This is a genomic window from Sinorhizobium sp. Y406 (genome assembly GCF_058732025.1).
On sequence record NZ_CM178974.1, the window covers coordinates 1132750 to 1155524 of the forward strand.

Sequence of the window (22775 nt, forward strand, 5' to 3'; positions counted from 1 at the left end):
TCTACCGTTCGGAAGAAAAATGTGTCTGCAGGTAGTTGAGGATCGCCTCGCGCGTTTCTTCATCCTGGTCGGGCATGCCCTGTTCGCGGACCATCCAGTCCCACAGGTAATTCCATCGCTCATCCGTGAGCCGCTGTTGGGTCACCAGTGCGATCGAGTGGCAAGCCGAGCAAAGATAGTAGGTGTCCTCGGCGCCGGGAGCGTCCGGCAGGTCACCGAGTTCGGGGTTGCCCGGCGGCGCAGGTTCGCCCCGCTGGGTGGGTCTCCCGATGCCTCGTCGCATCGGGTCGTATCCGGGCGCGCCGCCCTGCTGCGCCAGTTGGATCGAGGGTTCCGTTGCATGTGCGGCAGGGGCGCCTATGCCGCCGACAAGAAGACAAGCGGCGACGCTGACGAGACTGATCGCGCCGCTTGCGTTGAAGCGGCGGGAAGGAAAGGCTCTCCTTGCGAGCTTGCCCCGGGTCGTCATTGCGCAAATAGCGCTATCCGGTGGATAATGTTGTTGCCGTAGCCGCGCGGGTTCCAGCCAGGCGCTACCGGCGGCTGCATGACGTCGTTCATGTCGGTCGCTCGCGCCCAGACCTCGTAATAGCCCTTTTCCGGCGGAGTGACGTTGGCGCGCCACCTCTGCCAGGCAAACTTGTTGCGCGGAGGCTCCAGCGTCGCTTCCTGCCAGCTCTGCCCGAAATCGAGCGAGACATGCATGGCCTTCACATCGCCACTGCCCGCCCATGCATGACCCCGCACTTCCGTCGCCTGGCCGGCCGGAACATTGGAGCCGGTTGCGGGTGCGGTCACGATCGACTTGACCGGCATGACAGTGAGGATCTCCATGTCCTCTTCCGGCACCTCCGTTCCCGGAGCGACCGGATAGGCGGGCAGGCGATAGGAATGCCCGCCCATTTTCTCGCCGTCGTGAACTTGATCGCGGACCCAGATACGGGTCAGGAACTTCTGCGAGGCTGAACCCGGATATCCTGGAATGACCAGCCGCAGCGGAAAACCGTGGAGCGCCGGCAGGTCCTCGCCATTCATCGCCCACACGATCAGGGTCTCGGGTTCCCTTGCCTTTTCGATCGGAACGCCGCGGGAAATCACCACCTTGTCCTGGTCTCCCGAAATGTCCACATCATTGCCATAGTGGCCGGTGTAAACAGCCGACGGTTTGATGCCGGCCTTTTCCAGGACGTCGCGCAGGCGCACTCCGGTCCATTCCGGGCAGCCGACGGCGCCGACCGTCCACTGATTGCCGGAGGCGCCCGGGTCGAAAAAGGCGCGGCCGTTGCCCGCGCATTCGAGCACCAGCGCCAGCGTCACGTTCTCGAAGTCGTTCTTGAGGTCGTCGAGACTGAGTGAAAGTTCGTTATCCACCTCTCCATCGATTTTGAGGGTCCAGCCCTCGGCATTCTTGTCGAGCGCCGTTTGTGGGATGAGCCCGTTCGAACGAATGAAAAGTCGCGAATACGGCGTGAGATCGTCGTCGAGGAGATGCGCGGGCGTCTCGGCGTTGAGAGGCCGATCGGCCAAGACCGTCAGCCCGTCCTTCTCCTTCATAAGCGCGGCGCCGGTGTCCTGGGCAAAGGCAATCGGCATCAGCCCGGCTGGAAAGTTGCGGTGGAAAGGCATCGCTGCACCGAGCGCCGCACCCAGCGCCGCAAGCCCTGCATTCTTTAGAAAGCCGCGCCGGTCCGGGCAAGAAATGCGCCCAAACAGTCTCTGTTCGGCCCCTTCGGGATCCTCATGGTAAGCCGTGCGGATATCCGCGCGCGTGAGGATCTGCTCGACCTGGCGCTTCTGTCCGTGAACAGCCATTCGCTCCTCCCTGCGTTCGACAATACTTTCTTGGATATAATGCCAAAAGGATACCACCACGGCGCCCCCGGGGCAAAAGAGCGAGACATGTCGTCCCTCAAGCGGTGATGCCACCGGTCCCATGATACAAGAACCCGGGACAAATGCGCGCGCTCCTTGATCTTCCTTGCGCGCGCGCTTAACTCAAAATTCATGCCACATTTCGAAACCAACCATGTCGTGAACCATTCGGCCGAACAGATGTTCGACCTCATCGCCGATGTCGAGCGCTACCCGGAATTTCTGCCCCTCTGCGAGGGCTTGAGCGTGCGCTCGCGCAAAGAGCGGGACGGCAAGGTCCTGCTGCTGGCGGATATGACGGTCGGCTACAAGGCAATCCGCGAGACCTTCACGACACAGGTCCTGCTCAATGGGGCGGAGCGGATGATCGACGTGAAATATATCGAGGGGCCCTTTAAATACCTCGACAATGTCTGGCGCTTCGAAGCGGTGAACCAAGGCCAGTCCATCGTTCATTTCTGCATCGACTACGAGTTCAAGAGTCGCATTCTGGGTGCGCTGATGGGATCGATGTTCGACCGCGCCTTCGGCATGTTCTCCGAGGCTTTCGAGAAGCGGGCCGACGTGATCTACGGCTCCTGAGCGACTTCCCGGAGGAGGTCCAGCGCGGTGGCGACCGTTGCCAGTCGCACGGCGGTGCGACCGATGTCGCCATAGCGCATCTCCCGCTGAAGAAGCCGGCCTGTTCGCGTGGCCGCCGCGAGGTGAACGAGGCCGACCGGCTTCTCGACGGAGCCGCCGCCCGGACCGGCAATGCCCGTGACAGCCACTGCCAGATCGGCGCATGAGTGCTCGAGGGCGCCTTTCGCCATTTCGGTGGCGGTTTCGCGCGAGACGGCGCCGTGCGCCAAGAGGGTTGCGGCAGCGACGCCAAGCATCTCGACTTTCGCCTCATTGGAATAGGTGACGTAGCCGCGGTCGCAAACGGAGGACGAGCCCGCAATCTCCGTCAGTGCCCCGGCAATGAGCCCGCCGGTACAGGACTCTGCCGTTGCCACTTTCAGGCCGCGCCTGGTGAACTCGGCGATAACCGCGTTCGCCCTCTCTGCGATCGCCGCCGGCCACATCAGCTCTTTCTCCCGGACACATAGACGACGGTCGCAGTCGCGATCGCGGCAATGCCCTCCTTGCGGCCGACGAAGCCAAGCTTCTCGTTCGTCGTCGCCTTGATCGAGCAGCGGTCGAGATCGATGTCGAGCATCGCGGCGAGGCTCTCGCGCATCTGTTGACGATGGGGGCCGACCTTCGGTGCTTCGGCGATCAGCGAAATGTCGGCATTGGTGATCCTGCCGCCCCGCGCGCGCACGATCTTTGCCGCGTGCTCCAGGAAGATGCGGGAAGGGGCGCCCTTCCACTGCGGATCGGTCGGCGGAAAATGGTCGCCGATATCGCCGGCGCCGCAGGTGGCAAGCAGCGCGTCGGTCAAGGCGTGCAGGGCGACGTCGGCGTCGGAATGGCCGGAGAGCTTGCGCTCATGCGGAATGAAGACGCCGCAAAGCGTGACGCCGTCGCCCTCGACGAGCTGATGCACGTCATAGCCGTTGCCGGTGCGCACGTCCGGAACGGCGTCGCGGGTCAGCCTTTCATCGGCCATCGATATGTCCCTCTTGAGGGTAAGCTTGACGTTGTCGACCGCGCCTTCGACGAGAATGACGGGAAGACCCGCCCATTCGGCGATAGAAGCGTCATCGGTGAAATCGCTTCGGCCGCTGGCGCACGCCCGGCGGTGGGCGGCCAGGATCTCTTCCAGGCGGAAGCATTGCGGCGTCTGCGCGGCGTAAAGCCCGGCCCGCGGGACCGTCTCCTCGACAAGGCGGCCGTCTGTCGCGCGTTTCAGCGTATCGGCGACCGCGATTGCCGGCAGCACAGCCCCGGCGCCGCTCTCCAGCGCCGCGCGGCAGCGGTCGAGCAACGCATGGTCTATGAACGGACGCACGGCGTCGTGGATCATGACATGCCGCGGACCGGCTCCGGAAAGCGCCTCGAGCCCCGCAAGGACGGAGAGTTGACGGCTTGCACCGCCATGCACCACCAATAGATCGGCCTGGCTGGACAGGCGCACACGGGCGGCTGCAAAGAGAGCCTCGTCGTCCCGATGAATGACGACGACGATGGGGCCAACGCCCCGCCACGTCGCGAAAATGTCAAGTGTATGCGTGATAACAGGACGATCGCCAATGATTCGGTATTGCTTCGGGCCTTCGGCCGATTGGCCCGCGCGCTCACCGCGGCCGGCTGCGACGATGACGACGCCACAGGAGAACTGTTCTTCCGGTTGCATCTTCTGTATGGGGTCCCGCATTCGCCAATCTTTGCAGTCATGTACCGCGAAGGTCCCCTCTTTGCCACCCGTCGGAGGAATTTTGTCGAGCGTGTGGAAATCGCTTGGCAAGCCGATGAAGTATGGCTAAAAATAGTGCAAGACTTGAATGTGCCTGAAAGATATGCATTTGCCCTCCACGGCCCTCTCATCGTCACTCCGGATCGGGAACGTCGAAATCCGTAACCGCGTGGCGCTCGCGCCCATGTCCGGGGTGACCGACCTGCCCTTTCGCATGCTCGCCTGGCGCTTCGGCGCCGGGTTCGTCGTGACGGAGATGGTGGCAAGCCGCGAGCTCGTCTGCAATGCCGCCGAATCCTGGGCGCGCCTGAAGAATTCCGGCATCGATCCACACATTGTCCAGCTCGCCGGGCGCGACGCGCATTGGATGGCCGAGGCGGCGCGGATCGTCGAGGCCAATGGGGCCGATATCGTCGACATCAATATGGGCTGTCCGGCAAAGAAGGTGACCGGGGGCTATTCCGGTTCGGCGCTGATGCGTGAGCCGGATCATGCCCTGTCGCTGATCGAGGCGACGGTCGAGGCGGTCGACGTGCCGGTCACGCTCAAGATGCGGCTTGGTTGGGACGAAAGCTCGATCAATGCACCGCTGATTGCGCGCAGGGCTGAAGAGGCGGGCGTGCAGGCGATCACGATCCACGGGCGCACGCGTATGCAATTCTACAATGGCAAGGCCGATTGGGATGCGATCCGTGCGGTTCGCGACGTCGTGTCGGTGCCGCTGATCGCCAATGGAGACGTGGATACCACTGCCGATGCCCGCGAAATCCTGCGCCGCTCGGGTGCGGATGCGGTAATGGTCGGCAGATCGGCTCAGGGGCGGCCATGGCATCCGGCGGTGCTGGCCGGTGCCGCCGTGCAGCCGGACGCGACGGCGGTCGCGGAAATATTCGCCGAGCACTATGCCATGATGCTCGATTTCTATGGGGCCGAAGTGGGGCTCCGCGCCGCCCGCAAGCATGTCGGCTGGTATCTGGATCGTTTCGTGCCAACTCTTCCGGTCGAGGAAAAGGCCGCGATACTGACGTCCAAGGATGTGAAACTGGTGAGCGAGCGCGTAATTGGCGCGATCGCTTGCTCCGGCGTGGCGACGGCCAGGGAGGGAGTGGCGGCATGAGCGAAAAGGCAAGAGTGCCGGAGCCCGCGGGCGGCGTAAACGATCTTCCCATGGCGGTTCTGAATGCGATCCAGAATCCGGTGATCCTGGTAGACGAGAACAGCCATGTCGCCTTTGCAAATTGGGAGGCCGAATCGTTTTTCGGCGCGAGCGCCAACCATCTCGCCCGCCACACGATCGACGCGTTCATCCCCTTCGGCAGCCCACTATTGACGCTGATCGAGCAGGTGCGCGAACGGCGGGCGCCGGTGAACGAATACCGGGTCGACCTAAGTTCGCCACGGCTGGGCGCCGACAAGCTCGTCGACCTTTATGTCGCGCCGGTACTGTCGCAGCCGGGATCGGTGGTGATCGTCCTTCAGGAACGTTCGATGGCCGACAAGATCGACCGGCAGCTCACTCATCGCGCCGCCGCGCGATCCGTCACCGGGCTTGCCTCGATGCTGGCGCATGAGATCAAGAACCCGCTTTCCGGAATCAGGGGGGCGGCGCAACTCCTTGAATCATCGGCCACGGACGAGGATCGCGCGCTGACGCGGCTGATCTGCGAGGAGACGGATCGGATCGTGTCTCTCGTCGATCGCATGGAGGTGTTCTCCGACGAGCGCCCGATCGATCGCGTGCCGCTCAACATCCATTCGGTCCTCGACCGCGTGAAGGCAATCGCCAAGGCCGGTTTCGCCCGCGGGATAAAGATATCCGAAAACTATGATCCGTCGCTGCCGCCGGTGTTTGCCAATCGCGACCAGCTCGTTCAGGTCTTCCTCAACCTCGTGAAGAATGCCGCAGAGGCGATCGGCGATCGGCCCGACGGCGAAATCCAGCTGACGACCGCCTATCGCCCGGGCATTCGGCTTTCCGTTGCAGGCACGCGGGAGAAGATATCACTGCCGCTCGAGTTCTGCGTGCACGACAACGGGCCGGGTGTGCCGCCCGACCTGCTTCCGCATCTTTTCGACCCCTTTATCACGACGAAAACGAACGGGTCCGGTCTCGGGCTGGCGCTCGTTGCCAAGATCATCGGCGGCCATGGCGGCATCGTCGAATGCGACAGCCAGCTCAGCCGCACGACCTTCCGCGTTCTGATGCCCGCATCCAAGGGGCCGACGGCGGATGACGTATTTCCGATGACAAAAGGAACCAATGCATGACCGGCGCAACGATCCTCGTCGCGGATGACGACGCTGCCATTCGCACCGTGCTCAACCAGGCGCTCAGCCGTGCCGGATATGATGTACGCATCACCTCCAACGCGGCGACGCTCTGGCGCTGGATCTCCGCCGGCGACGGCGACCTCGTGGTCACGGATGTGGTGATGCCGGACGAGAATGCCTTTGATCTTCTGCCTCGGATCAAGAAGGCACGCCCGGATCTTCCCGTTCTGGTCATGAGCGCGCAGAACACCTTCATGACGGCCATCAAAGCGTCGGAGAAGGGCGCTTACGACTATCTGCCGAAGCCGTTCGACCTGACCGAGTTGATCGGCATTATCGGCCGGGCACTGGCGGAGCCGAAGCGCCGGCCCTCGAAGCTGGACGACGATACCCAGGACGGCATGCCGCTCGTCGGCCGCTCCGCCGCCATGCAGGAGATCTACCGCGTGCTCGCGCGGCTGATGCAGACCGATCTGACGTTGATGATCACCGGCGAATCGGGCACCGGCAAAGAGCTTGTCGCACGCGCGTTGCACGACTACGGCAAGCGGCGGAATGGGCCCTTCGTGGCCATCAACATGGCGGCAATTCCGCGCGACCTGATCGAATCGGAGTTGTTCGGCCACGAAAAGGGTGCCTTCACCGGCGCCCAGATGCGGTCGACCGGCCGCTTCGAACAGGCGGAAGGCGGAACTCTCTTTTTGGATGAGATCGGCGACATGCCGATGGATGCACAGACGCGTCTCCTGCGCGTGCTGCAACAGGGCGAATACACGACCGTCGGCGGGCGCACGCCGATCCGCTCGGACGTTCGGATTGTCGCCGCGACCAACAAGGACCTGAAGCAGTCGATCAATCAGGGCCTCTTCCGTGAGGACCTCTACTACCGCCTCAACGTCGTGCCGCTGCGTCTGCCGCCCCTGAGGGATCGAGCCGAGGATATTCCGGATCTCGTGCGCCACTTCGTGCAGCAGGCCGAGAAGGAAGGTCTCGATGTGAAGCGCTTCGATCAGGAGGCGCTGGAACTGATGAAGGCGCATCCTTGGCCGGGCAATGTGCGCGAGCTCGAGAACCTCGTGAGGCGCCTGACGGCACTTTATCCACAGGATGTGATCACCCGGGAAATCATCGAAAACGAGTTGCGCTCGGAGGTGCCGGACAGTCCGATCGACAAGGCTGCCGCCCGCGACGGCTCGCTGTCGATCTCCCAGGCGGTCGAGGAAAACATGCGGCAGTATTTTGCGAGCTTCGGCGACGCTTTGCCGCCGTCCGGCCTCTATGAACGCGTACTTGCGGAAATGGAGTATCCGTTGATCTTAGCGGCCCTGACCGCGACCAGGGGCAACCAGATCAAGGCTGCGGACCTGCTGGGACTCAACCGGAACACCCTGCGCAAGAAGATCCGGGAGCTCGGCGTTTCGGTCTATCGCAGCTCGCGCAGCGCTTGACTGCCGTGCAACACCGTTGCATTTTCGCCACAATACATTGTTGAACGTCCTCCACGCGCCGAGTCGCAGGCCGGACTGCCGTTGAAACGACGCATTGGCGCCGTACCGGCCACCGAGGTGCGTTCAGTTCTTGGTCCGGAATTGAAGCGCGTGCCGGTGCCGTGGGGGCGCCGGTTTGGGGGAAACTTTATTCATGGTGGATGGAATGGCCTTGCCATTGGGCACGGAGGACAGTGTCGCGGCCCAGGATCGGCGGGCATCCTTCGCGCTGCCGGGGCTGATGCTTGCGACAGGCGCGCTGGTCTGCGCCACCCTGTCGCTGCTCGTCCTTCTGGGGCTGACCCCGGTTCGCCCGGAGCGGAACATCGTCATCGCCTGCGCCGGCGTCAATGGTGTCTTCGTCGTCGGGCTGATCTATCTCATCGCCCGCGAGATCATGAGACTGCTCAGGGCGCGCAGCAAGGGCAGGGCCGCGGCGCGGCTGCACGTGCGCATCGTCGCACTGTTTTCGATCGTCGCCATTACGCCGGCGATCCTGGTGGCGATCTTCGCCAGCATCACGCTCGATGTGGGGCTTGATCGCTGGTTCTCGTTGCGCACGCAGGCGATCGTTCGCTCGTCCTTGAACGTGGCGCAGGCCTATGTGCTTGAGAACGCCAGCTATCTCCAGGGGCAGACGGTCTCGATGGCCAACGACCTCGAGCGCAACCGACAGCTCTACAGCCTCGACCGAACCGGCTTCATCGAACTGATGACGCGGCAGGCGCGGGGGCGCGGCATGCTTGGTGCGTTTCTCGTCCGCGCCGATGGTAGCCCCATCCTCCAGGCGAATATCTCGACCGACCGGCCGCTGCCGTCCATTCCCCAGGATGCGCTGAAAAGCACCGTCGCCGGCCAGCCGACGCTCATTCCACCGGGAGTTACCAACCTCGTCGGCGCCGTCATCCCGCTCGACAACATACCCGACACCTATCTCTACACCGTCCGCAACGTCGATCCGGAAGTCATGCGCTCGATGCGGCTGATGGAGGAGAACACCGCCGAATACAAGGCCTTGGAGGCGGGACGAACCTCGCTGCAGATCGCCTTCGGCGTCCTCTACATCGGTTTCGCGCTGATCGTGCTGCTTGCCGCAATCTGGACGGCGATCGCTGTCGCCGACCGCATCGTGCGGCCGATCCGTCAATTGATCGGCGCGGCCGACAGCGTCGCCTCCGGCAATCTCAACGTCGTCGTGCCCGTGCGCGCCGTCGACGGGGACGTCGGCAATCTGTCGCGCACCTTCAACAAGATGGTGAGCGAGATCCGCACGCAGCAGGAGCAGATCCTTGAAGCGAAGGACGAGGTCGACCAGCGCCGCCGTTTCATCGAGGCGGTGCTTTCCGGCGTCACCGCGGCGGTCATCGGCGTCGGCAAGGATCACCGCATCACCATCGTCAATCCTTCCTCCGAAGGCGTTTTGAGGAACGGCGCGCAAGGCCTGATAGGTGTGAGCCTCAGCGAGGTGGCCCCGGAAATCGAAGCCGTGCTGGTTGAGGCGGAGAGCCGCCATCGCAACGAGTATCGCAAGCAGATAAACACCATGCGCGGCGGTACGGAGCGCTCGCTGAACGTCCAGGTGACGCGCGAGGAGGGCAACGGATCGCACGGCTCCTATGTCATCACCATTGATGACATCACGGACCTGATGATTGCGCAGCGCTCCACCGCCTGGGCGGACGTCGCCCGGCGCATCGCCCATGAGATCAAGAACCCGCTGACGCCGATCCAGCTCTCGGCCGAGAGGCTGAAGCGCCGCTACGGCCGGCAGATCGACCAGGACGATAAGGCGGTCTTCGACCAGTGCACCGATACGATCGTGCGCCAGGTGGGGGACATCGGCCGCATGGTTGACGAATTTTCAGCCTTTGCGCGGATGCCGAAGCCGACGAAGGAGAAGGCCGATCTGCGCGCCATTCTCAAGGACGCCGTCTTCCTGCGGGAAATGGGCAACAGTCACATCAGCTTCATTCGCGACTTCGGCGACGATCCGCTCGAAGGCCAGTTCGACGGCCGGATGCTCGGTCAGGCCTTCGGCAATATCGTCAAGAATGCGGTGGAGGCGATCGAGGCGGTGCCGGCCGAGGTGGCCCGCGGCGAACCGAGAATTATGATCCGCTCCCGCCGAGACGAGTCGAGCGGCCGCTACGTGGTCGACATTATCGACAACGGCAAAGGGCTTCCGACGGAAAACCGGCATCGAATTCTGGAGCCGTACATGACGATGCGCGACAAGGGCACGGGGCTCGGTCTGGCGATCGTCAAGAAAATCATCGAGGACCATGGTGGACAACTGGAGTTGCATGACGCACCGCCCGATTTCGACGGCGGTGTCGGGGCAATGATCCGCGTGATCCTCCCGCCCGCCGGTGAAATCGCTGGCGGCGATACTTCCAAGGACAAGGGCAATACCAATGGCGGCTGATATTCTGGTTGTGGACGATGAGGAAGACATCCGCGAGATCGTCTCCGGCATACTGTCGGACGAGGGCCATGAGACGCGGACGGCTTTCGACAGCGACAGTGCGCTTGCGGCGATCAACGACCGGGTGCCGCGGCTCGTTTTTCTGGACATCTGGATGCAGGGCAGCCGGCTCGACGGTTTGGCCCTTCTTGACGAGATCAAGGACCGCCATCCGGATCTGCCGGTGGTGATGATTTCCGGCCACGGCAACATCGAAACAGCAGTTTCAGCGATCAAGCGCGGTGCCTATGACTTCATCGAGAAGCCATTCAAGGCGGACCGTCTGATTCTCATCGCGGAGCGCGCGCTCGAAAATTCCAAGCTCAAGCGTGAAGTTTCGGAACTGAAGAAGCGGTCCGGCGATCCGGTGGAACTGATCGGCACCTCGGTGGCGGTCTCGCAATTGCGCCAGACGATAGAAAAGGTGGCGCCCACCAACAGCCGCATCATGATCCTTGGCCCCTCCGGCTCCGGAAAGGAACTCGTGGCGCGGATGATCCACCGCAAATCGACGCGTTCCGCCGGGCCCTTCGTGGCGCTGAATGCCGGCGCGATCACGCCCGACAGGATGGAGATCGCCCTCTTCGGCACGGAGGGGACGGCGGGCCAGCCGCGCCGGACCGGCGCGCTCGAAGAGGCGCATGGCGGCATCCTCTATCTGGATGAAATCGGCGAGATGCCCCGGGAGACGCAAAACAAAATCCTGCGCGTCCTCGTCGATCAGCAGTTCGAGCGGGTCGGCGGCTCCAAGCGCGTCAAGGTGGACGTGCGTATCATTTCATCCACCGCCTACAATCTCGAGAACATGATCGCCGATGGGCTTTTCCGCGAGGACCTGTATCACCGCCTGGCCGTCATACCGGTGCGCGTCCCGGCGCTGGCCGAGCGTCGCGAGGATATACCCTTCCTGGTCGATATGTTCATGCGCCAGGTGAGCGAGCAGGCCGGCATCCGGCCGCGCAAGATCGGCGAGGACGCGCTTGCCGTGCTGCAGGCGCATGACTGGCCTGGCAACATCCGGCAACTGCGCAACAATATCGAGCGTCTGATGATTCTCGCCCGCAGCGACGGACCGGAGACGCCGATCTCTGCCGACATGCTGCCGAACGAGGTGGGTGACACGCTTCCGAAGATTTCCGCCCAGGGCGATCAGCACATCATGACCCTGCCATTGCGCGAGGCTCGCGAAATGTTCGAGCGCGATTATCTGATCGCCCAGATCAATCGGTTTGGCGGCAACATCTCGCGCACCGCCGAGTTCGTCGGCATGGAGCGTTCGGCGCTGCACCGCAAGCTGAAATCCCTGGGCGTCTGATACCGAAGCAGCGCGGGGCGGAGCAACTCCGGCTCCCCACGCGGTCGGGGCTAAGCGTGCACTCCTGCATGCGCTAAGCAGATATTCATGGGTTTATCCAAGATTATAGGCTTAGATCCTAGGTTTGCCGCGGGTTGTGATCGCAAAACCGTGGGATAAAACCGCGGACTGCTTAGGGCTCGCGGCCGATCCGGACGAAGGGACAAGGATGAAGGTAATCATTTGCGGGGCAGGGCAGGTCGGCTTCGGCATTGCCGAGCGGCTGTCGCAGGAAGACAACGACGTCTCGGTCATCGATACGTCGGCCGAGCTCATCGCCCATATCACCGAAACGCTCGACGTGCGCGGCTATGTCGGGCACGGCGCGCATCCGGACGTGCTCGCGCGGGCCGGTGCCGACCAGGCGGACATGATCATTGCCGTGACGCTCTATGACGAGGTGAATATCGTCGCTTGCGAAGTGGCGCATGCGATCTTCAACGTGCCGACGAAGGTTGCCCGCATCCGCGCCCAGAGCTATCTCGCGCCGGAATATTCCGATCTGTTCTCTCGCGAGAACGTGCCGATCGACGTCTCGATTTCGCCGGAGATCGAAGTCGGGCGTCTCGTCTTGCGCCGCATCTCCTTTCCCGGCGCGACCGATGTGGTACGCTTCGCCGAGGATCGCATCGCGATGATCGCGATCGAATGCATGGAGGATTGCCCGGTCGTCGACACGCCGTTGCAGCAATTGAGCCAGCTTTTCCCGGACCTCATGGCGACCGTCACCGGCATTTTCCGCGACGGCGAACTGATCATTCCGCATTCGTCCGATCAGTTGCAGACGGGCGATCTCGCCTATGTCATTTGTGATCGCGATCACACCCGCCGCACGCTCGCGCTCTTCGGCCATGAAGAGCAGGAGGCGCGGCGGATCGTCATTCTCGGCGGCGGCAACATCGGCTATTTCGTTGCCCGCACGATCGAGGAGCAGCAGCCGCGCATGAGGGTCAAGCTCATCGAGAGCGACCGCAGCCGCGCCGTGCTCATCGCGGACAAGCTGAACAACACGGTCGTCCTGCAAGGCTCGGCGATGGAGCAGCGAATCCTGACGCAGGCGGATGTCCAGGATGCCGACCTCGTGGTGGCGCTCACCAACAGCGACCAGATCAACATTCTCGGCAGCATGATGGCAAAGCGCCTGGGTGCGAAGTCGACCCTCGTGCTGATCAACGAGCCGGCCTATCAGGGTTTCTCCACCGCAGCCGGCGTCGATGCCTATATCAATCCGCGTGCGGTGACGATCTCGCGCGTCTTGCAGCATGTGCGGAAGGGGCGCATCCGCTCGGTCTATGCCGTGCAAAACGGCGTGGCCGAGGTGATCGAGGCGGAAGCGCTGGAGACCTCGCCGCTCGTCGGCAGGGCTCTGCGCGAGCTTGAACTTCCCGGTGGCATCCGCATTGGCGCGCTCTACCGCGACAAGATGTTCATACGACCGGACGGCAACACGCGGATAAAGGCGAAAGATCGCGTTGTCCTCCTTGCCGCGGCAAGCGCAGTGCGCGACGTCGAGCAGCTTTTCCGCGTAAGCATCCAATATTTTTGAGGCGGCTGCCGGATGCCGAGATTTGCCTATGTCAACGGTTCCTATGTGCGCCATCAGGAGGCGGCGGTCCATGTGGAGGATCGCGGCTATCAGTTCGCCGACGGCGTCTATGAGGTCTGCGAGGTGCGGCACGGCTTCATCGTCGATCTTCGCCGCCATATGGATCGCCTGGACCGATCGTTGAATGAGCTTCGCATTGCCTGGCCGATGAGCCGGATGGCGCTGGTGCAGGTTATTCGCGAGGTGCTGCGCCGGAACCGGGTGCGCAATGGGCTCTTCTATCTGCAGGTGACGCGCGGGGTCGCACGCAGGGACCACGTCTTTCCGGCAAAGGACACGCCGCCGTCGATCGTCGTCACGGCTAAGCGGACGGACGCCGCTGCCATTGCCCGAAAGAATGCCGAGGGAATCTCCGCGATTACGGTGCCGGAAAACCGCTGGGACCGGGTCGACATCAAGACCGTGGGCCTTCTCCCGAATGTGCTTGCCCGCCAGCGGGCCAGGGAGCAGGGCTCGCAGGAGGCGATCTTCGTCGACGCCGATGGCATGGTGAAAGAGGGCGCGGCAACGAATGTGTGGATCGTCGATGGCGAGGGTAGCCTGCGCACCCGACCGGCGGAACACGGCATCCTGCGCGGAATTACCCGAACCACCCTGATGGAGGTCGCGAAGACACTGGGCCTGAAGGTCGAAGAGCGGGCGTTCTCGGTCGAGGAAATGCTCGCGGCACGAGAAGTCTTCATCACCGCCGCTACGAGCATCTGCTTTCCCGTCGTGGCGGTCGACGGGAGGAGCATCGGCAATGGCCACCCCGGAAATATAGCACAGAATATACGTGACGCTTTTTTCGCCGTTGCGGAAAAGACATTGATTTGATACCAAACTTGATGAGGCTTCGGGGAAGAGCACTGTGACGCCTCAATGAGCAGAATTTAGCAAAAATGCACCGGTGCCAGGCCGGCAAATAAGAAAGAAGCGGCGCGATGGCGGAACGTTCTCAGAACCTGCAGGATCTTTTTCTCAATACGGTCCGCAAGCAAAAGATTTCATTGACGATTTTCCTGATCAACGGCGTCAAGCTGACGGGTGTTGTAACGTCTTTTGACAATTTCTGCGTCCTTTTGCGCCGCGACGGCCACTCTCAGCTCGTCTACAAGCACGCAATCTCGACGATCATGCCGGGCCAGCCCCTGCAGATGTTCGAGAATGAGGAAGCCGCATCCTGACGGGACGTAAGGAACATTACCAAGCGTGAGTCCAAATCGTCGTCGGTCATCCCGGAGCTGGAAAGGCGCCGCGATGACATGCGCGCGGTCGTCGTCGTTCCCGTCCTGAAGAAATCGGGAAGGGGCACGAGCGAAACGCCGTCCCTAACGACGACCCGTTCCGATGAAAGCCGGCTGGAAGAGGCGACAGGACTTGCGCTTGCGATCGATCTCGAGGTCGTCCATGGCTCCATCGTTCCCGTCGCCCAACCGAAACCCGGCACGCTGCTCGGCAGCGGCAAGATCGAGGAAATCGGCCATGTCCTCAACGAAAAGGACGCGGGTCTCGTCATCGTCGATCACCCGCTGACGCCGGTGCAGCAGCGCAACCTCGAGAAGGAGTGGAACGCCAAGGTCATCGACCGCACCGGACTCATTCTCGAGATTTTCGGTCGGCGCGCCTCCACCAAGGAGGGAACGCTCCAGGTCGATCTTGCCCATCTCAACTATCAGAAGGGCCGCCTCGTTCGAAGCTGGACCCACCTGGAGCGCCAGCGCGGCGGTGCGGGCTTCATGGGCGGTCCGGGCGAAACCCAGATCGAGGCGGACCGCCGCCTGCTGCAGGAAAGGATCGTGCGGCTCGAACGCGAGCTGGAGCAAGTGCGGCGCACGCGCCAGCTTCATCGCTCGAAGCGCAAGAAAGTGCCGCATCCGATCGTGGCGCTGGTCGGCTACACGAATGCCGGCAAGTCGACGCTGTTCAACCGGATGACCGGGGCGGGAGTCCTTGCCGAAGACATGCTCTTCGCGACGCTCGATCCGACGCTCCGGAGGCTGAAGTTGCCGCGCGGGCGCATGGTGATTCTGTCGGACACCGTTGGTTTCATCTCCGATCTGCCGACGCATCTGGTGGCGGCATTCCGCGCGACGCTGGAGGAGGTGCTCGAAGCCGACCTGATCCTGCATGTGCGTGACCTCTCCGACCCGGACAACCAGGCGCAGTCGAGCGACGTGCTGCGCATCCTTGCCGATCTTGGCATCGATGAGAAGGAAGGCGCCGAGCGCATCGTCGAAGTGTGGAACAAGATCGACAAGCTCGAGCCCGAGATGCGCGAGGCGCTGATGAAGAAAGCGTCGAGCGCCGAAGATACCGTCGCCGTCTCCGCGATCACCGGCGCCGGGGTGGATGACCTGCTCGCCGAAATCGGCCGGCGTCTTTCCGGCGTCCTGACCCAATGCACGATCGCGCTCGGCCTCGACCAATTGCAGATGCTGCCCTGGATCTATGAGCACGCGATCGTCGACGGCCGCGAGGACCTTGAAGACGGGCGCGTCAGCCTGGACCTGCGCCTGACGGAAGGGGAAGCGGCCGAGCTCGAAAGAAGGCTCGGCAACGGACCGAAACAGGTCGAAGAGGACTGGTGAATTGGTGACGTAACGGCATGCCGCTACGTCAATTGCCGTTCGATCGCCTTGGCCGCCTGCCAGAGTTCCTCCATGCGCTCGAGCGAAGCGGCATCGAGCGTTTCCCCGCCCGCTTTCAACTCCCGTTCGATATGGCCGAAACGGCGCCGGAATTTGGTGTTGGTGCCGCGCAGCGCCATTTCCGGATCGGTGCCGACATGGCGACCGATATTGACGAGGGCAAAGATGAGGTCGCCAAGCTCGTCGGCGACCTTGTTGCGGTCGCCGTCGTGAAGCGCTTGCCGCAGTTCGGCGACCTCCTCCTCGATCTTGTCGAGAATCGGCTCGGGCTCAGACCAGTCGAAGCCGACCTTGGCGGCGCGTTCCTGCAGCTTCAGGGCTTCGACCAGCGCCGGGAAGCTGCGCTGGATTGATCCCAGGTGGCCGCTCCCTGCCTCCTCGGGCAGGCCGCGCCGCAGGCGGCGATTCTGCCGGTCGGCCTTCTCCGCCTGTTTGATCTCCTCCCATTGCAGCTTGACTGCCTCGGGCGTATCGGCACCGGCGCGGGCAAAGACATGCGGGTGGCGACGGATCATCTTGCGGGTGACGGCTTCGACCACGTCGCCAAAGGCGAATTCGCCGGCCTCCTCCGCCATGCGCGCGTGGAAGACGACCTGAAGAAGCAGGTCTCCGAGTTCGTCGCAGAGATCGTCCATGTCGTGGCGCTCGATCGCATCCGCGACCTCGTAGGCTTCCTCGAGCGTATAGGGCTTGATCGTCTCGAAAGTCTGCACGATGTCCCACGGGCACCCGGTCTCCGGGTGGCGGAGAGCGGCCATGATGTCGAGCAGGGTTTGAATGTCGCGGGAAGGTTCCATCGGATCAGTTCAGCGGTATGTCGTTGTTGTCCTTGCCCGCCTGATAGGTGTCGGACAGGCGGTCGTAATGCGTGCGGATGCGGGCGTCCTGTGCCGCAAGCCGCTTTCTCGTGTCCGGATTGGCGTCTTGCGCCAGCTCCCTGATCGAGGCCGAGGACCAAAAGGCATTCTCGCGGGCATAGCCGCCCGGTTCGAGCCGAAAGACCTCCTTGAGGATCTTCAGGTCATGCGGGATTGAGAATGCATCGCGCGAATCCTTGTGGCTGAAGAAATAATAGAAGTTGTCGAAGCCGGACCAGGTGATGGCCGAGAGGCACATGGAACACGGTTCGTGCGTCGACAGGAAAATCAGGTCGCGCGTGTCGGGTCTTTCCGCCATTTCGTAGAAACGTTTGAGCGTGTGGACCTCGCCGTGCCACAGTGGGTTTTCGGTCTCGTTGTTGGTCTCCGCCAAGACGAGCGAGAGGTCTGATTTGCGCAGGATTGCGGCCCCGAACACCTTGTTGCCGGCCGCGACGCCCTTTTCGGTGAGCGGCAATATGTCCTTCTCGATGACCGTCAGCAGGCGCTCGGCCATTTCATGTCGCTTCATGGCTTGAGTTCTCCCGTGCCACCCGCCGGCATTTAACGGAGGTCGGGGCTATGGCGCAATGGCAGCCGCGGCTGCCGGAGATATTTGCTCAAAAAGATTGGCTGTCGAGCAAAACAATACGTGCCCGCAAAGCCATAGAAATTTCTGTTTCTTCAATTGGCAGCGGCTATGAGGGATATTCGCCGCAGCCTGTAGAAGGAGCCGTCCTCTCGCCATGTCACAACAACTGTCCGTGTTTCCGGCATTTTTTCGCGTCGCGCAGAAGCGCGTGGCGGTGTTCGGCAATGGTGACGAGGCGTTTGCCAAGGTACGGTTGCTGTTGAACACCGAGGCGCGGATCGTTGCCTATGCGGACCAGCCGGAGTCGGCCTTCGAGAAGTTCCTGAACGAGAAGGGCATCGAGACCGTTCGTGAAGGCTTTGCCGCCGATCAGGTGGAAGGCTCCGCGCTCGTCTTTGCCGCAACCGGTGATGCCGCTGCCGACCGGGTGATCGTGACCGCCGCACGGGTTGAGAGAATTCCGGCGAATGCCGTCGATCAGCCGGACTATTGCGACTTCCTGACGCCCGCGCTCGTCAATCGCGCGCCGGTCGCCGTTGCAATCGGCACCGAGGGGGCGGGCCCGGTCCTGGCGCAGATGATCCGCGCACAGATCGACCAATTGCTGTCCCCGTCGCTTGGGCTTGTCGCATCGCTGGCTGCGACCTATCGCGAAGCGGTCGACCGCCTCGTGCCGCGCGGCGTCGCGCGGCGGGTGTTTTGGCGGCGCTTCTTTTCGGGGGCGGTCTCCGATCACGTAGCCGCCGGCGATCTTGCTTCCGCCAGCCGCGAGGCCGCGCGCCTGTTGAATGCGGCCGGAGATGTGTCTGGCCATGTCTGGCTTGTCGGTGCCGGGCCGGGAGCGGAGGATCTGCTGACGCTGAGAGCGCAGCGCGTCATGATGGAGGCGGACGTCATCGTCTATGATGCGCTGGTTCCGCAGGCGATCGTCGATATGGGGCGTCGCGACGCCGAGCGTCTGTCCGTCGGCAAGCGCAAGGGATGTCATACCAAGTCGCAGGACGAGATCAATCACCTGCTGGTGAAGCTTGCCGGCGAAGGCAAGCGCGTGGTGCGGCTGAAATCCGGCGATCCGCTGATCTTCGGCCGTGCCGGAGAGGAAATGGCTGCCTTGCGCGAGGCCGGCATCAGCTACGAAATCGTGCCGGGAATCACCTCGGCCTTTGCTGCTGCGGCGGATTTCGAGTTGCCGCTGACGCTGCGCGGCGTCGCATCCTCGCTGGTCTTCACCACGGGACACGACCTCGCCGGCGACGTTCTGCCCGACTGGGCGCGACTTGCTGTTTCCGGCGCGACGATAGCCGTCTATATGGGGCGCACGGTGGCGGCTTCGGTGGCGGGCCGGCTGATGAAGGCGGGGCTTGCGCCCGAGACGACGGTGGCGGTGATCGAGAATGCCAGCCGCGCCGAGCGCCGGTTGCTGCACGGGACCCTTGTAGATCTTCCGGGCCTCGAGAACCGCACGGAACTCGACGGTCCGGTGATGGTGATCATTGGCGACGCCGTCGCCGGCGCGAATTTCGAACGCTCGGAGCCACTGGTTGCCGCCAAGCGCCAGGTTTTCGAGGCGGAGAAGCGCGTAGAACAGATTGGGAATTGAGGACGACGCGATGGTGGACAAGGTTTTGACGGCGAATCGTTTAGGCGACGGCATATCCGTCTGGCTCGGCGCTTCCGGCAAGTGGGTGGAGTCGCTCCAGGACGCGTTCATCGCCCGCCATGCGGAGGCGGTCGCCGCTCTCGAGACGACCGGCAAGCGTTCCTTCGATGCCAATGAGGTCGTCGACGTGAATGTCGTCGACGTCGAGGTGGTCGACGGTGTGCTCCGCCCGCTGCGCATGCGCGAGCGCATTCGGGCCGAGGGGCCGTCGATTGCCTATGCGCCCGGATATGACGGGCTTGCCGGCCCCAAGAATGTTGCTGCCTGAGGACCCGATCACCCATGTATCGCTACGACGAATTTGACCACTCCTTCGTATCCGCACGCGTCGAGCAGTTCCGTGACCAGGTCCAGCGGCGGCTTTCCGGCGAACTCGCCGAAGATGCCTTCAAGCCGCTTCGGCTGATGAACGGCGTATACCTGCAGCTTCACGCCTATATGCTGCGCGTCGCCATCCCCTACGGCACGCTGTCGAGCCGGCAGATGCGCATGCTCGCGCATATCGCCCGAAAATACGACCGCGGCTACGGCCATTTCACCACGCGCCAGAACATCCAGTACAACTGGCCGCGCCTTTCCGACACGCCCGACATCCTCGCGGAGCTTGCAAGCGTCGAGATGCATGCCCTGCAGACCTCCGGCAATTGCATTCGCAACGTTACGGCGGATCATTTCGCCGGTGCTGCGGCCGACGAGGTCGCCGATCCGCGGCCCTACGCCGAAATCCTCCGGCAATGGTCGAGCGTCCATCCGGAGTTCTCCTTCTTGCCGCGCAAGTTCAAGATTGCCGTCACCGGCGCCGAGCGTGATCGCGCCGCGATCCAGGTGCATGATATCGGCCTGCATCTGAAGAAGGACGGGGATGGCAAGCTTGGTTTCGCCGTCTATGTCGGGGGCGGGCAGGGCCGTACCCCGATGATCGCCAAGAAGATCCGCGACTTTCTGCCGGAAGAGGACCTTCTCTCCTACACGACGGCGATCATGCGCGTTTACAACCTCTATGGCCGTCGCGACAACAAGTACAAGGCGCGCATCAAGATCCTGGTGCATGAAACCGGCACGGAGGAACTGGCACGCCAGGTCGAATCCGAATTCGCCAGCCTCAAGGACACCGAACTGAAGCTGCCGGACGCCGACATCCAGGCGATCGCCGCCTATTTTGCGCCGCCGGCACTGCCGGAAAGGCAGGAAGGTTGGGGCAATCTGGCCCGCTGGAAGAAGGCCGATCCGGCCTTCGATCAATGGGTGCGCCAGAACGTACAGCCGCACAAGCACCCGGATTACGGCATGGTGACGATCTCGCTGAAGCCGATCGGCGGCATTCCGGGCGACGCGACCGACGCGCAGATGGATGTGGTTGCCGATATCGCCGAGGAATACGCCTTCGATGAGATCCGTGTCAGCCACGAGCAGAACCTGATCCTGCCGCATGTGGCTCTGGCGGACCTGGAACCGGTCTACCGCGCGCTCGTCGCCGCCGGGCTTGCGACGGCCAATGCGGGGTTAATCACGGATATCATCGCCTGTCCCGGCCTTGACTACTGCGCACTTGCCAATGCACGTTCGATCCCGGTTGCCCAGGAGATTTCGAACCGTTTCGGCGCGCCCGAGCGGCAGGCCGAGATCGGCGAACTGAAGATCAAGATCTCCGGCTGCATCAATGCCTGCGGCCACCACCATGTCGGTCATATCGGCCTCCTGGGTGTCGAAAAGAAGGGCGCGGAACTCTATCAGATCACGCTGGGTGGGTCGGGAGACGAAAACACATCGATCGGCGAGATCATCGGACGCGGCTTCGAGCCGGAGAAGGTGACGGACGCCGTGGAGACGATCGTCGACACCTATCTCGGCCTGCGCCGGGACAAGTCGGAGACGTTCCTCGAAGCCTATCGCCGTGTGGGGCCGCAGCCGTTCAAGGATGCGCTCTACGGCGGCGCCCAGGAAGCCGCGTGACGGAAACCGCTGAACAGGAATGAAACGATGACGAAAATCTGGAAGGAAAGCGGTTTCGTGAACGATGATCCCTGGGTCATCGAGACCGAGGAGGCAAAGGCGGGGTCGAACGAAAAAGCGATCGTCGGCCTCGACGCATTCTTGGAGCAGACCGCGGCCGGCGCATCGGGCCTTGGCGTATTGATTTCGCCCGCCGACGACGTGACCCGCCTGACGCCGCATCTCGACCGTGTCGCGCTTGTTGCTGTCGCCTTTCCGGCCTTCAACGACGGCCGGGCCTTCAGCCATGCCTCGCTGCTGCGGACGCGGCTTGGCTATGCGGGTGAAATCCGCGCCGTCGGAGACGTGCTGATCGACCAGATCCCGCTGATGCTGCGCTGCGGCATCGAGAGCTTCGCGGTCACCAATGCGACGGCGCTCAAGCGGCTCGCGGAAGGGAGGCTGCCGGGCATATCCAACCACTACCAGCCGACGGCAAAGCCCAGTGCGAACGCCAATTCCTACAGCTGGCGCCGGGTCTCCTGAAAAAAATCGGCCCGCGACAGAGTGAAGCAAGGCGAAATCCTCCAAAGCGGCCTATATTTGGAAGGGAATTGCTTTCAATCGGCCGAGCCTTGGAATATCCGCTTGGACTTGGTAGAAAGCGTCACCATTACAGGACTGAAGCCATATGAATGCTCCGGCAAAAAAGGAAGATTTCACGGTCCAGGCTCCGGCGGGTGTCTTCTTGGAGACGGTCACGAGCGTCGAGCACTACACGGACCGGCTCTTCCGCTTTCGCATGACACGCCCGCAGGAGTTTCGCTTCCGCTCCGGTGAGTTTGCCATGATCGGCCTCATGGTCGGCGACAAGCCGATCTATCGTGCCTATTCCGTTGCCAGCCCGGCATGGGATGAGGAACTCGAGTTTTTCTCGATCAAGGTACCGGACGGCCCGCTGACCTCACACCTGCAGAAGATCAAGGCCGGCGACCAGGTGTTGATGCGCAAGAAGCCGACGGGCACGCTGGTGCTGGACGCCCTCGTGCCCGGGCGCCGGCTCTACATGTTCTCGACCGGAACCGGCATTGCTCCCTTCGCGAGCCTGATCCGCGACCCGGAAACCTACGAGAAGTTCGAGGAGGTCATCCTCACGCATACCTGCCGCGACGTGGCGGAACTGAAATACGGCTTCGACCTCGTCCAGGAGATCCGCAATCACGAGTTCCTGAACGAAATCGTCGGCGACAAGCTGCGCCATTACGCCACGGTTACGCGCGAGGATTACCCGTTCAAGGGCCGCATTACCGATCTGATGACCAACGGCAAGTTCTTTGCCGATCTCGGTCTGCCGCCGCTCGACCCGGCAATCGACCGCGGGATGATCTGCGGCTCCACGGCCATGCTGAAGGACACGAAGGAGATCCTCGAGGCCGCCGGCCTGACCGAGGGTGCCAACAACAAGCCGGCCGAATTCGTCATCGAACGTGCCTTCGTCGGCTGACCGGCGAGCGAAAGCGTGCAATCAGCAAAGAGGCGCACCCCCGACGCGCCTCTTTTGTATTGTGGGTTCGGCACGGGCCTGTTGGGTCGATCCGACGGCTGTCGCCGCGGGTAGGTGACCCGTGACTGCGTGAGCTGACCGCCATAGGCGCGCGGGGCAATGCAATTCGACGCCGGCGTCGGCAGCAAGAAAAACGGCCGGCCTG

Annotated in this window: 21 protein-coding genes; 15 read left to right on the plus strand and 6 right to left on the minus strand. The window is 62.8% G+C overall.

Going from position 1 to position 22775, the window contains the following annotated elements:
• Position 1 precedes the first annotated feature (1 nt).
• Together AC4P1R_RS05470 and AC4P1R_RS05475 are read right to left on the minus strand one after the other, a co-directional pair.
• A complete protein-coding gene (locus tag AC4P1R_RS05470) occupies positions 2 to 469 on the minus strand; it encodes a cytochrome C-552 (protein ID WP_106407795.1) in 468 nt (155 codons plus the stop codon).
• The gene (locus AC4P1R_RS05475) at positions 466 to 1812 is read right to left on the minus strand and encodes a sulfite oxidase (RefSeq protein ID WP_492177479.1); all 1347 of its coding nucleotides are present in this window, start codon (positions 1810 to 1812) and stop codon (positions 466 to 468) included. Before AC4P1R_RS05475 ends, AC4P1R_RS05470 begins: the two co-directional genes overlap by 4 nt.
• 192 nt (positions 1813 to 2004) lie before the next feature.
• Here AC4P1R_RS05475 and AC4P1R_RS05480 point away from each other — a divergent pair, with 192 nt between their 5' ends.
• Positions 2005 to 2454, plus strand: a complete 450-nt coding sequence (locus AC4P1R_RS05480; protein ID WP_069457943.1) for a type II toxin-antitoxin system RatA family toxin — start codon at positions 2005 to 2007, stop codon at positions 2452 to 2454.
• On the opposite strand, the gene AC4P1R_RS05485 is transcribed toward AC4P1R_RS05480, so the two are convergent.
• The gene (locus AC4P1R_RS05485) at positions 2442 to 2939 is read right to left on the minus strand and encodes a CinA family protein (protein ID WP_069457857.1); all 498 of its coding nucleotides are present in this window, start codon (positions 2937 to 2939) and stop codon (positions 2442 to 2444) included. The genes AC4P1R_RS05480 and AC4P1R_RS05485 overlap by 13 nt on opposite strands.
• Positions 2939 to 4153, minus strand: coding sequence for a bifunctional 2-C-methyl-D-erythritol 4-phosphate cytidylyltransferase/2-C-methyl-D-erythritol 2,4-cyclodiphosphate synthase (locus AC4P1R_RS05490; protein WP_207544019.1), 1215 nt, complete (start codon positions 4151 to 4153; stop codon positions 2939 to 2941). The genes AC4P1R_RS05485 and AC4P1R_RS05490 overlap by 1 nt, the downstream gene beginning before the upstream one ends.
• A 148-nt stretch (positions 4154 to 4301) precedes the next feature.
• On the opposite strand from AC4P1R_RS05490, the gene dusB reads away from it, so the two are divergent.
• The 9 genes from dusB (at position 4302) to hflX (ending at position 15965) form a co-directional block, all read left to right on the plus strand.
• Positions 4302 to 5330, plus strand: coding sequence for a tRNA dihydrouridine synthase DusB (gene dusB, locus AC4P1R_RS05495; RefSeq protein WP_492177480.1), 1029 nt, complete (start codon positions 4302 to 4304; stop codon positions 5328 to 5330).
• Entirely contained in the window at positions 5327 to 6481 is a 1155-nt protein-coding gene (locus AC4P1R_RS05500) for a two-component system sensor histidine kinase NtrB (RefSeq protein WP_069457854.1), read from the plus strand. The genes dusB and AC4P1R_RS05500 overlap by 4 nt, the downstream gene beginning before the upstream one ends.
• On the plus strand, positions 6478 to 7932 hold the full coding sequence (gene ntrC, locus AC4P1R_RS05505; RefSeq protein ID WP_069457853.1) for a nitrogen regulation protein NR(I): 1455 nt from the start codon (positions 6478 to 6480) through the stop codon (positions 7930 to 7932). The genes AC4P1R_RS05500 and ntrC overlap by 4 nt, the downstream gene beginning before the upstream one ends.
• 193 nt (positions 7933 to 8125) lie before the next feature.
• The gene (locus tag AC4P1R_RS05510) at positions 8126 to 10396 is read left to right on the plus strand and encodes a sensor histidine kinase NtrY-like (RefSeq protein WP_492177481.1); all 2271 of its coding nucleotides are present in this window, start codon (positions 8126 to 8128) and stop codon (positions 10394 to 10396) included.
• A complete protein-coding gene (gene ntrX / locus AC4P1R_RS05515) occupies positions 10386 to 11750 on the plus strand; it encodes a two-component system response regulator NtrX (protein ID WP_151611162.1) in 1365 nt (454 codons plus the stop codon). Before AC4P1R_RS05510 ends, ntrX begins: the two co-directional genes overlap by 11 nt.
• 208 nt (positions 11751 to 11958) lie before the next feature.
• Entirely contained in the window at positions 11959 to 13335 is a 1377-nt protein-coding gene (gene trkA, locus AC4P1R_RS05520; protein WP_069457850.1) for a Trk system potassium transporter TrkA, read from the plus strand.
• Positions 13336 to 13347: 12 nt separating this feature from the next.
• Positions 13348 to 14211: a D-amino-acid transaminase gene (locus AC4P1R_RS05525; RefSeq protein ID WP_069457849.1), complete on the plus strand. Its 864-nt coding sequence runs from the start codon at positions 13348 to 13350 to the stop codon at positions 14209 to 14211.
• A gap of 107 nt (positions 14212 to 14318) precedes the next feature.
• On the plus strand, positions 14319 to 14561 hold the full coding sequence (gene hfq / locus AC4P1R_RS05530) for an RNA chaperone Hfq (protein ID WP_003535434.1): 243 nt from the start codon (positions 14319 to 14321) through the stop codon (positions 14559 to 14561).
• A 78-nt stretch (positions 14562 to 14639) separates the two neighbouring features.
• Complete coding sequence (gene hflX / locus AC4P1R_RS05535) at positions 14640 to 15965, plus strand: GTPase HflX (protein ID WP_069457848.1); 1326 nt, start codon at positions 14640 to 14642, stop codon at positions 15963 to 15965.
• 23 nt (positions 15966 to 15988) lie between these two features.
• Here the strand turns inward: hflX and mazG are convergent, their stop codons facing one another.
• Together mazG and AC4P1R_RS05545 are read right to left on the minus strand one after the other, a co-directional pair.
• Positions 15989 to 16822, minus strand: coding sequence for a nucleoside triphosphate pyrophosphohydrolase (gene mazG / locus AC4P1R_RS05540; protein ID WP_069457847.1), 834 nt, complete (start codon positions 16820 to 16822; stop codon positions 15989 to 15991).
• Positions 16823 to 16826: 4 nt separating this feature from the next.
• On the minus strand, positions 16827 to 17414 hold the full coding sequence (locus AC4P1R_RS05545; protein WP_069457846.1) for a nucleoside deaminase: 588 nt from the start codon (positions 17412 to 17414) through the stop codon (positions 16827 to 16829).
• 214 nt (positions 17415 to 17628) lie between these two features.
• Between AC4P1R_RS05545 and cysG the strand changes: the two genes are divergently transcribed.
• The 5 genes from cysG (at position 17629) to AC4P1R_RS05570 (ending at position 22570) form a co-directional block, all read left to right on the plus strand.
• Entirely contained in the window at positions 17629 to 19074 is a 1446-nt protein-coding gene (gene cysG / locus AC4P1R_RS05550; RefSeq protein ID WP_069457845.1) for a siroheme synthase CysG, read from the plus strand.
• 10 nt (positions 19075 to 19084) lie between these two features.
• Positions 19085 to 19402: a DUF2849 domain-containing protein gene (locus AC4P1R_RS05555; RefSeq protein ID WP_069457844.1), complete on the plus strand. Its 318-nt coding sequence runs from the start codon at positions 19085 to 19087 to the stop codon at positions 19400 to 19402.
• Between the two features lie 14 nt (positions 19403 to 19416).
• Entirely contained in the window at positions 19417 to 21087 is a 1671-nt protein-coding gene (locus AC4P1R_RS05560; protein WP_069457843.1) for a nitrite/sulfite reductase, read from the plus strand.
• Positions 21088 to 21114: 27 nt separating this feature from the next.
• Positions 21115 to 21612 (plus strand): DUF934 domain-containing protein, encoded by a 498-nt coding sequence (locus AC4P1R_RS05565; RefSeq protein WP_069457842.1) that lies wholly within the window; start codon positions 21115 to 21117, stop codon positions 21610 to 21612.
• Between the two features lie 145 nt (positions 21613 to 21757).
• A complete protein-coding gene (locus tag AC4P1R_RS05570) occupies positions 21758 to 22570 on the plus strand; it encodes a ferredoxin--NADP reductase (protein ID WP_069457841.1) in 813 nt (270 codons plus the stop codon).
• The last annotated feature ends 205 nt before the right edge of the window (positions 22571 to 22775 follow it).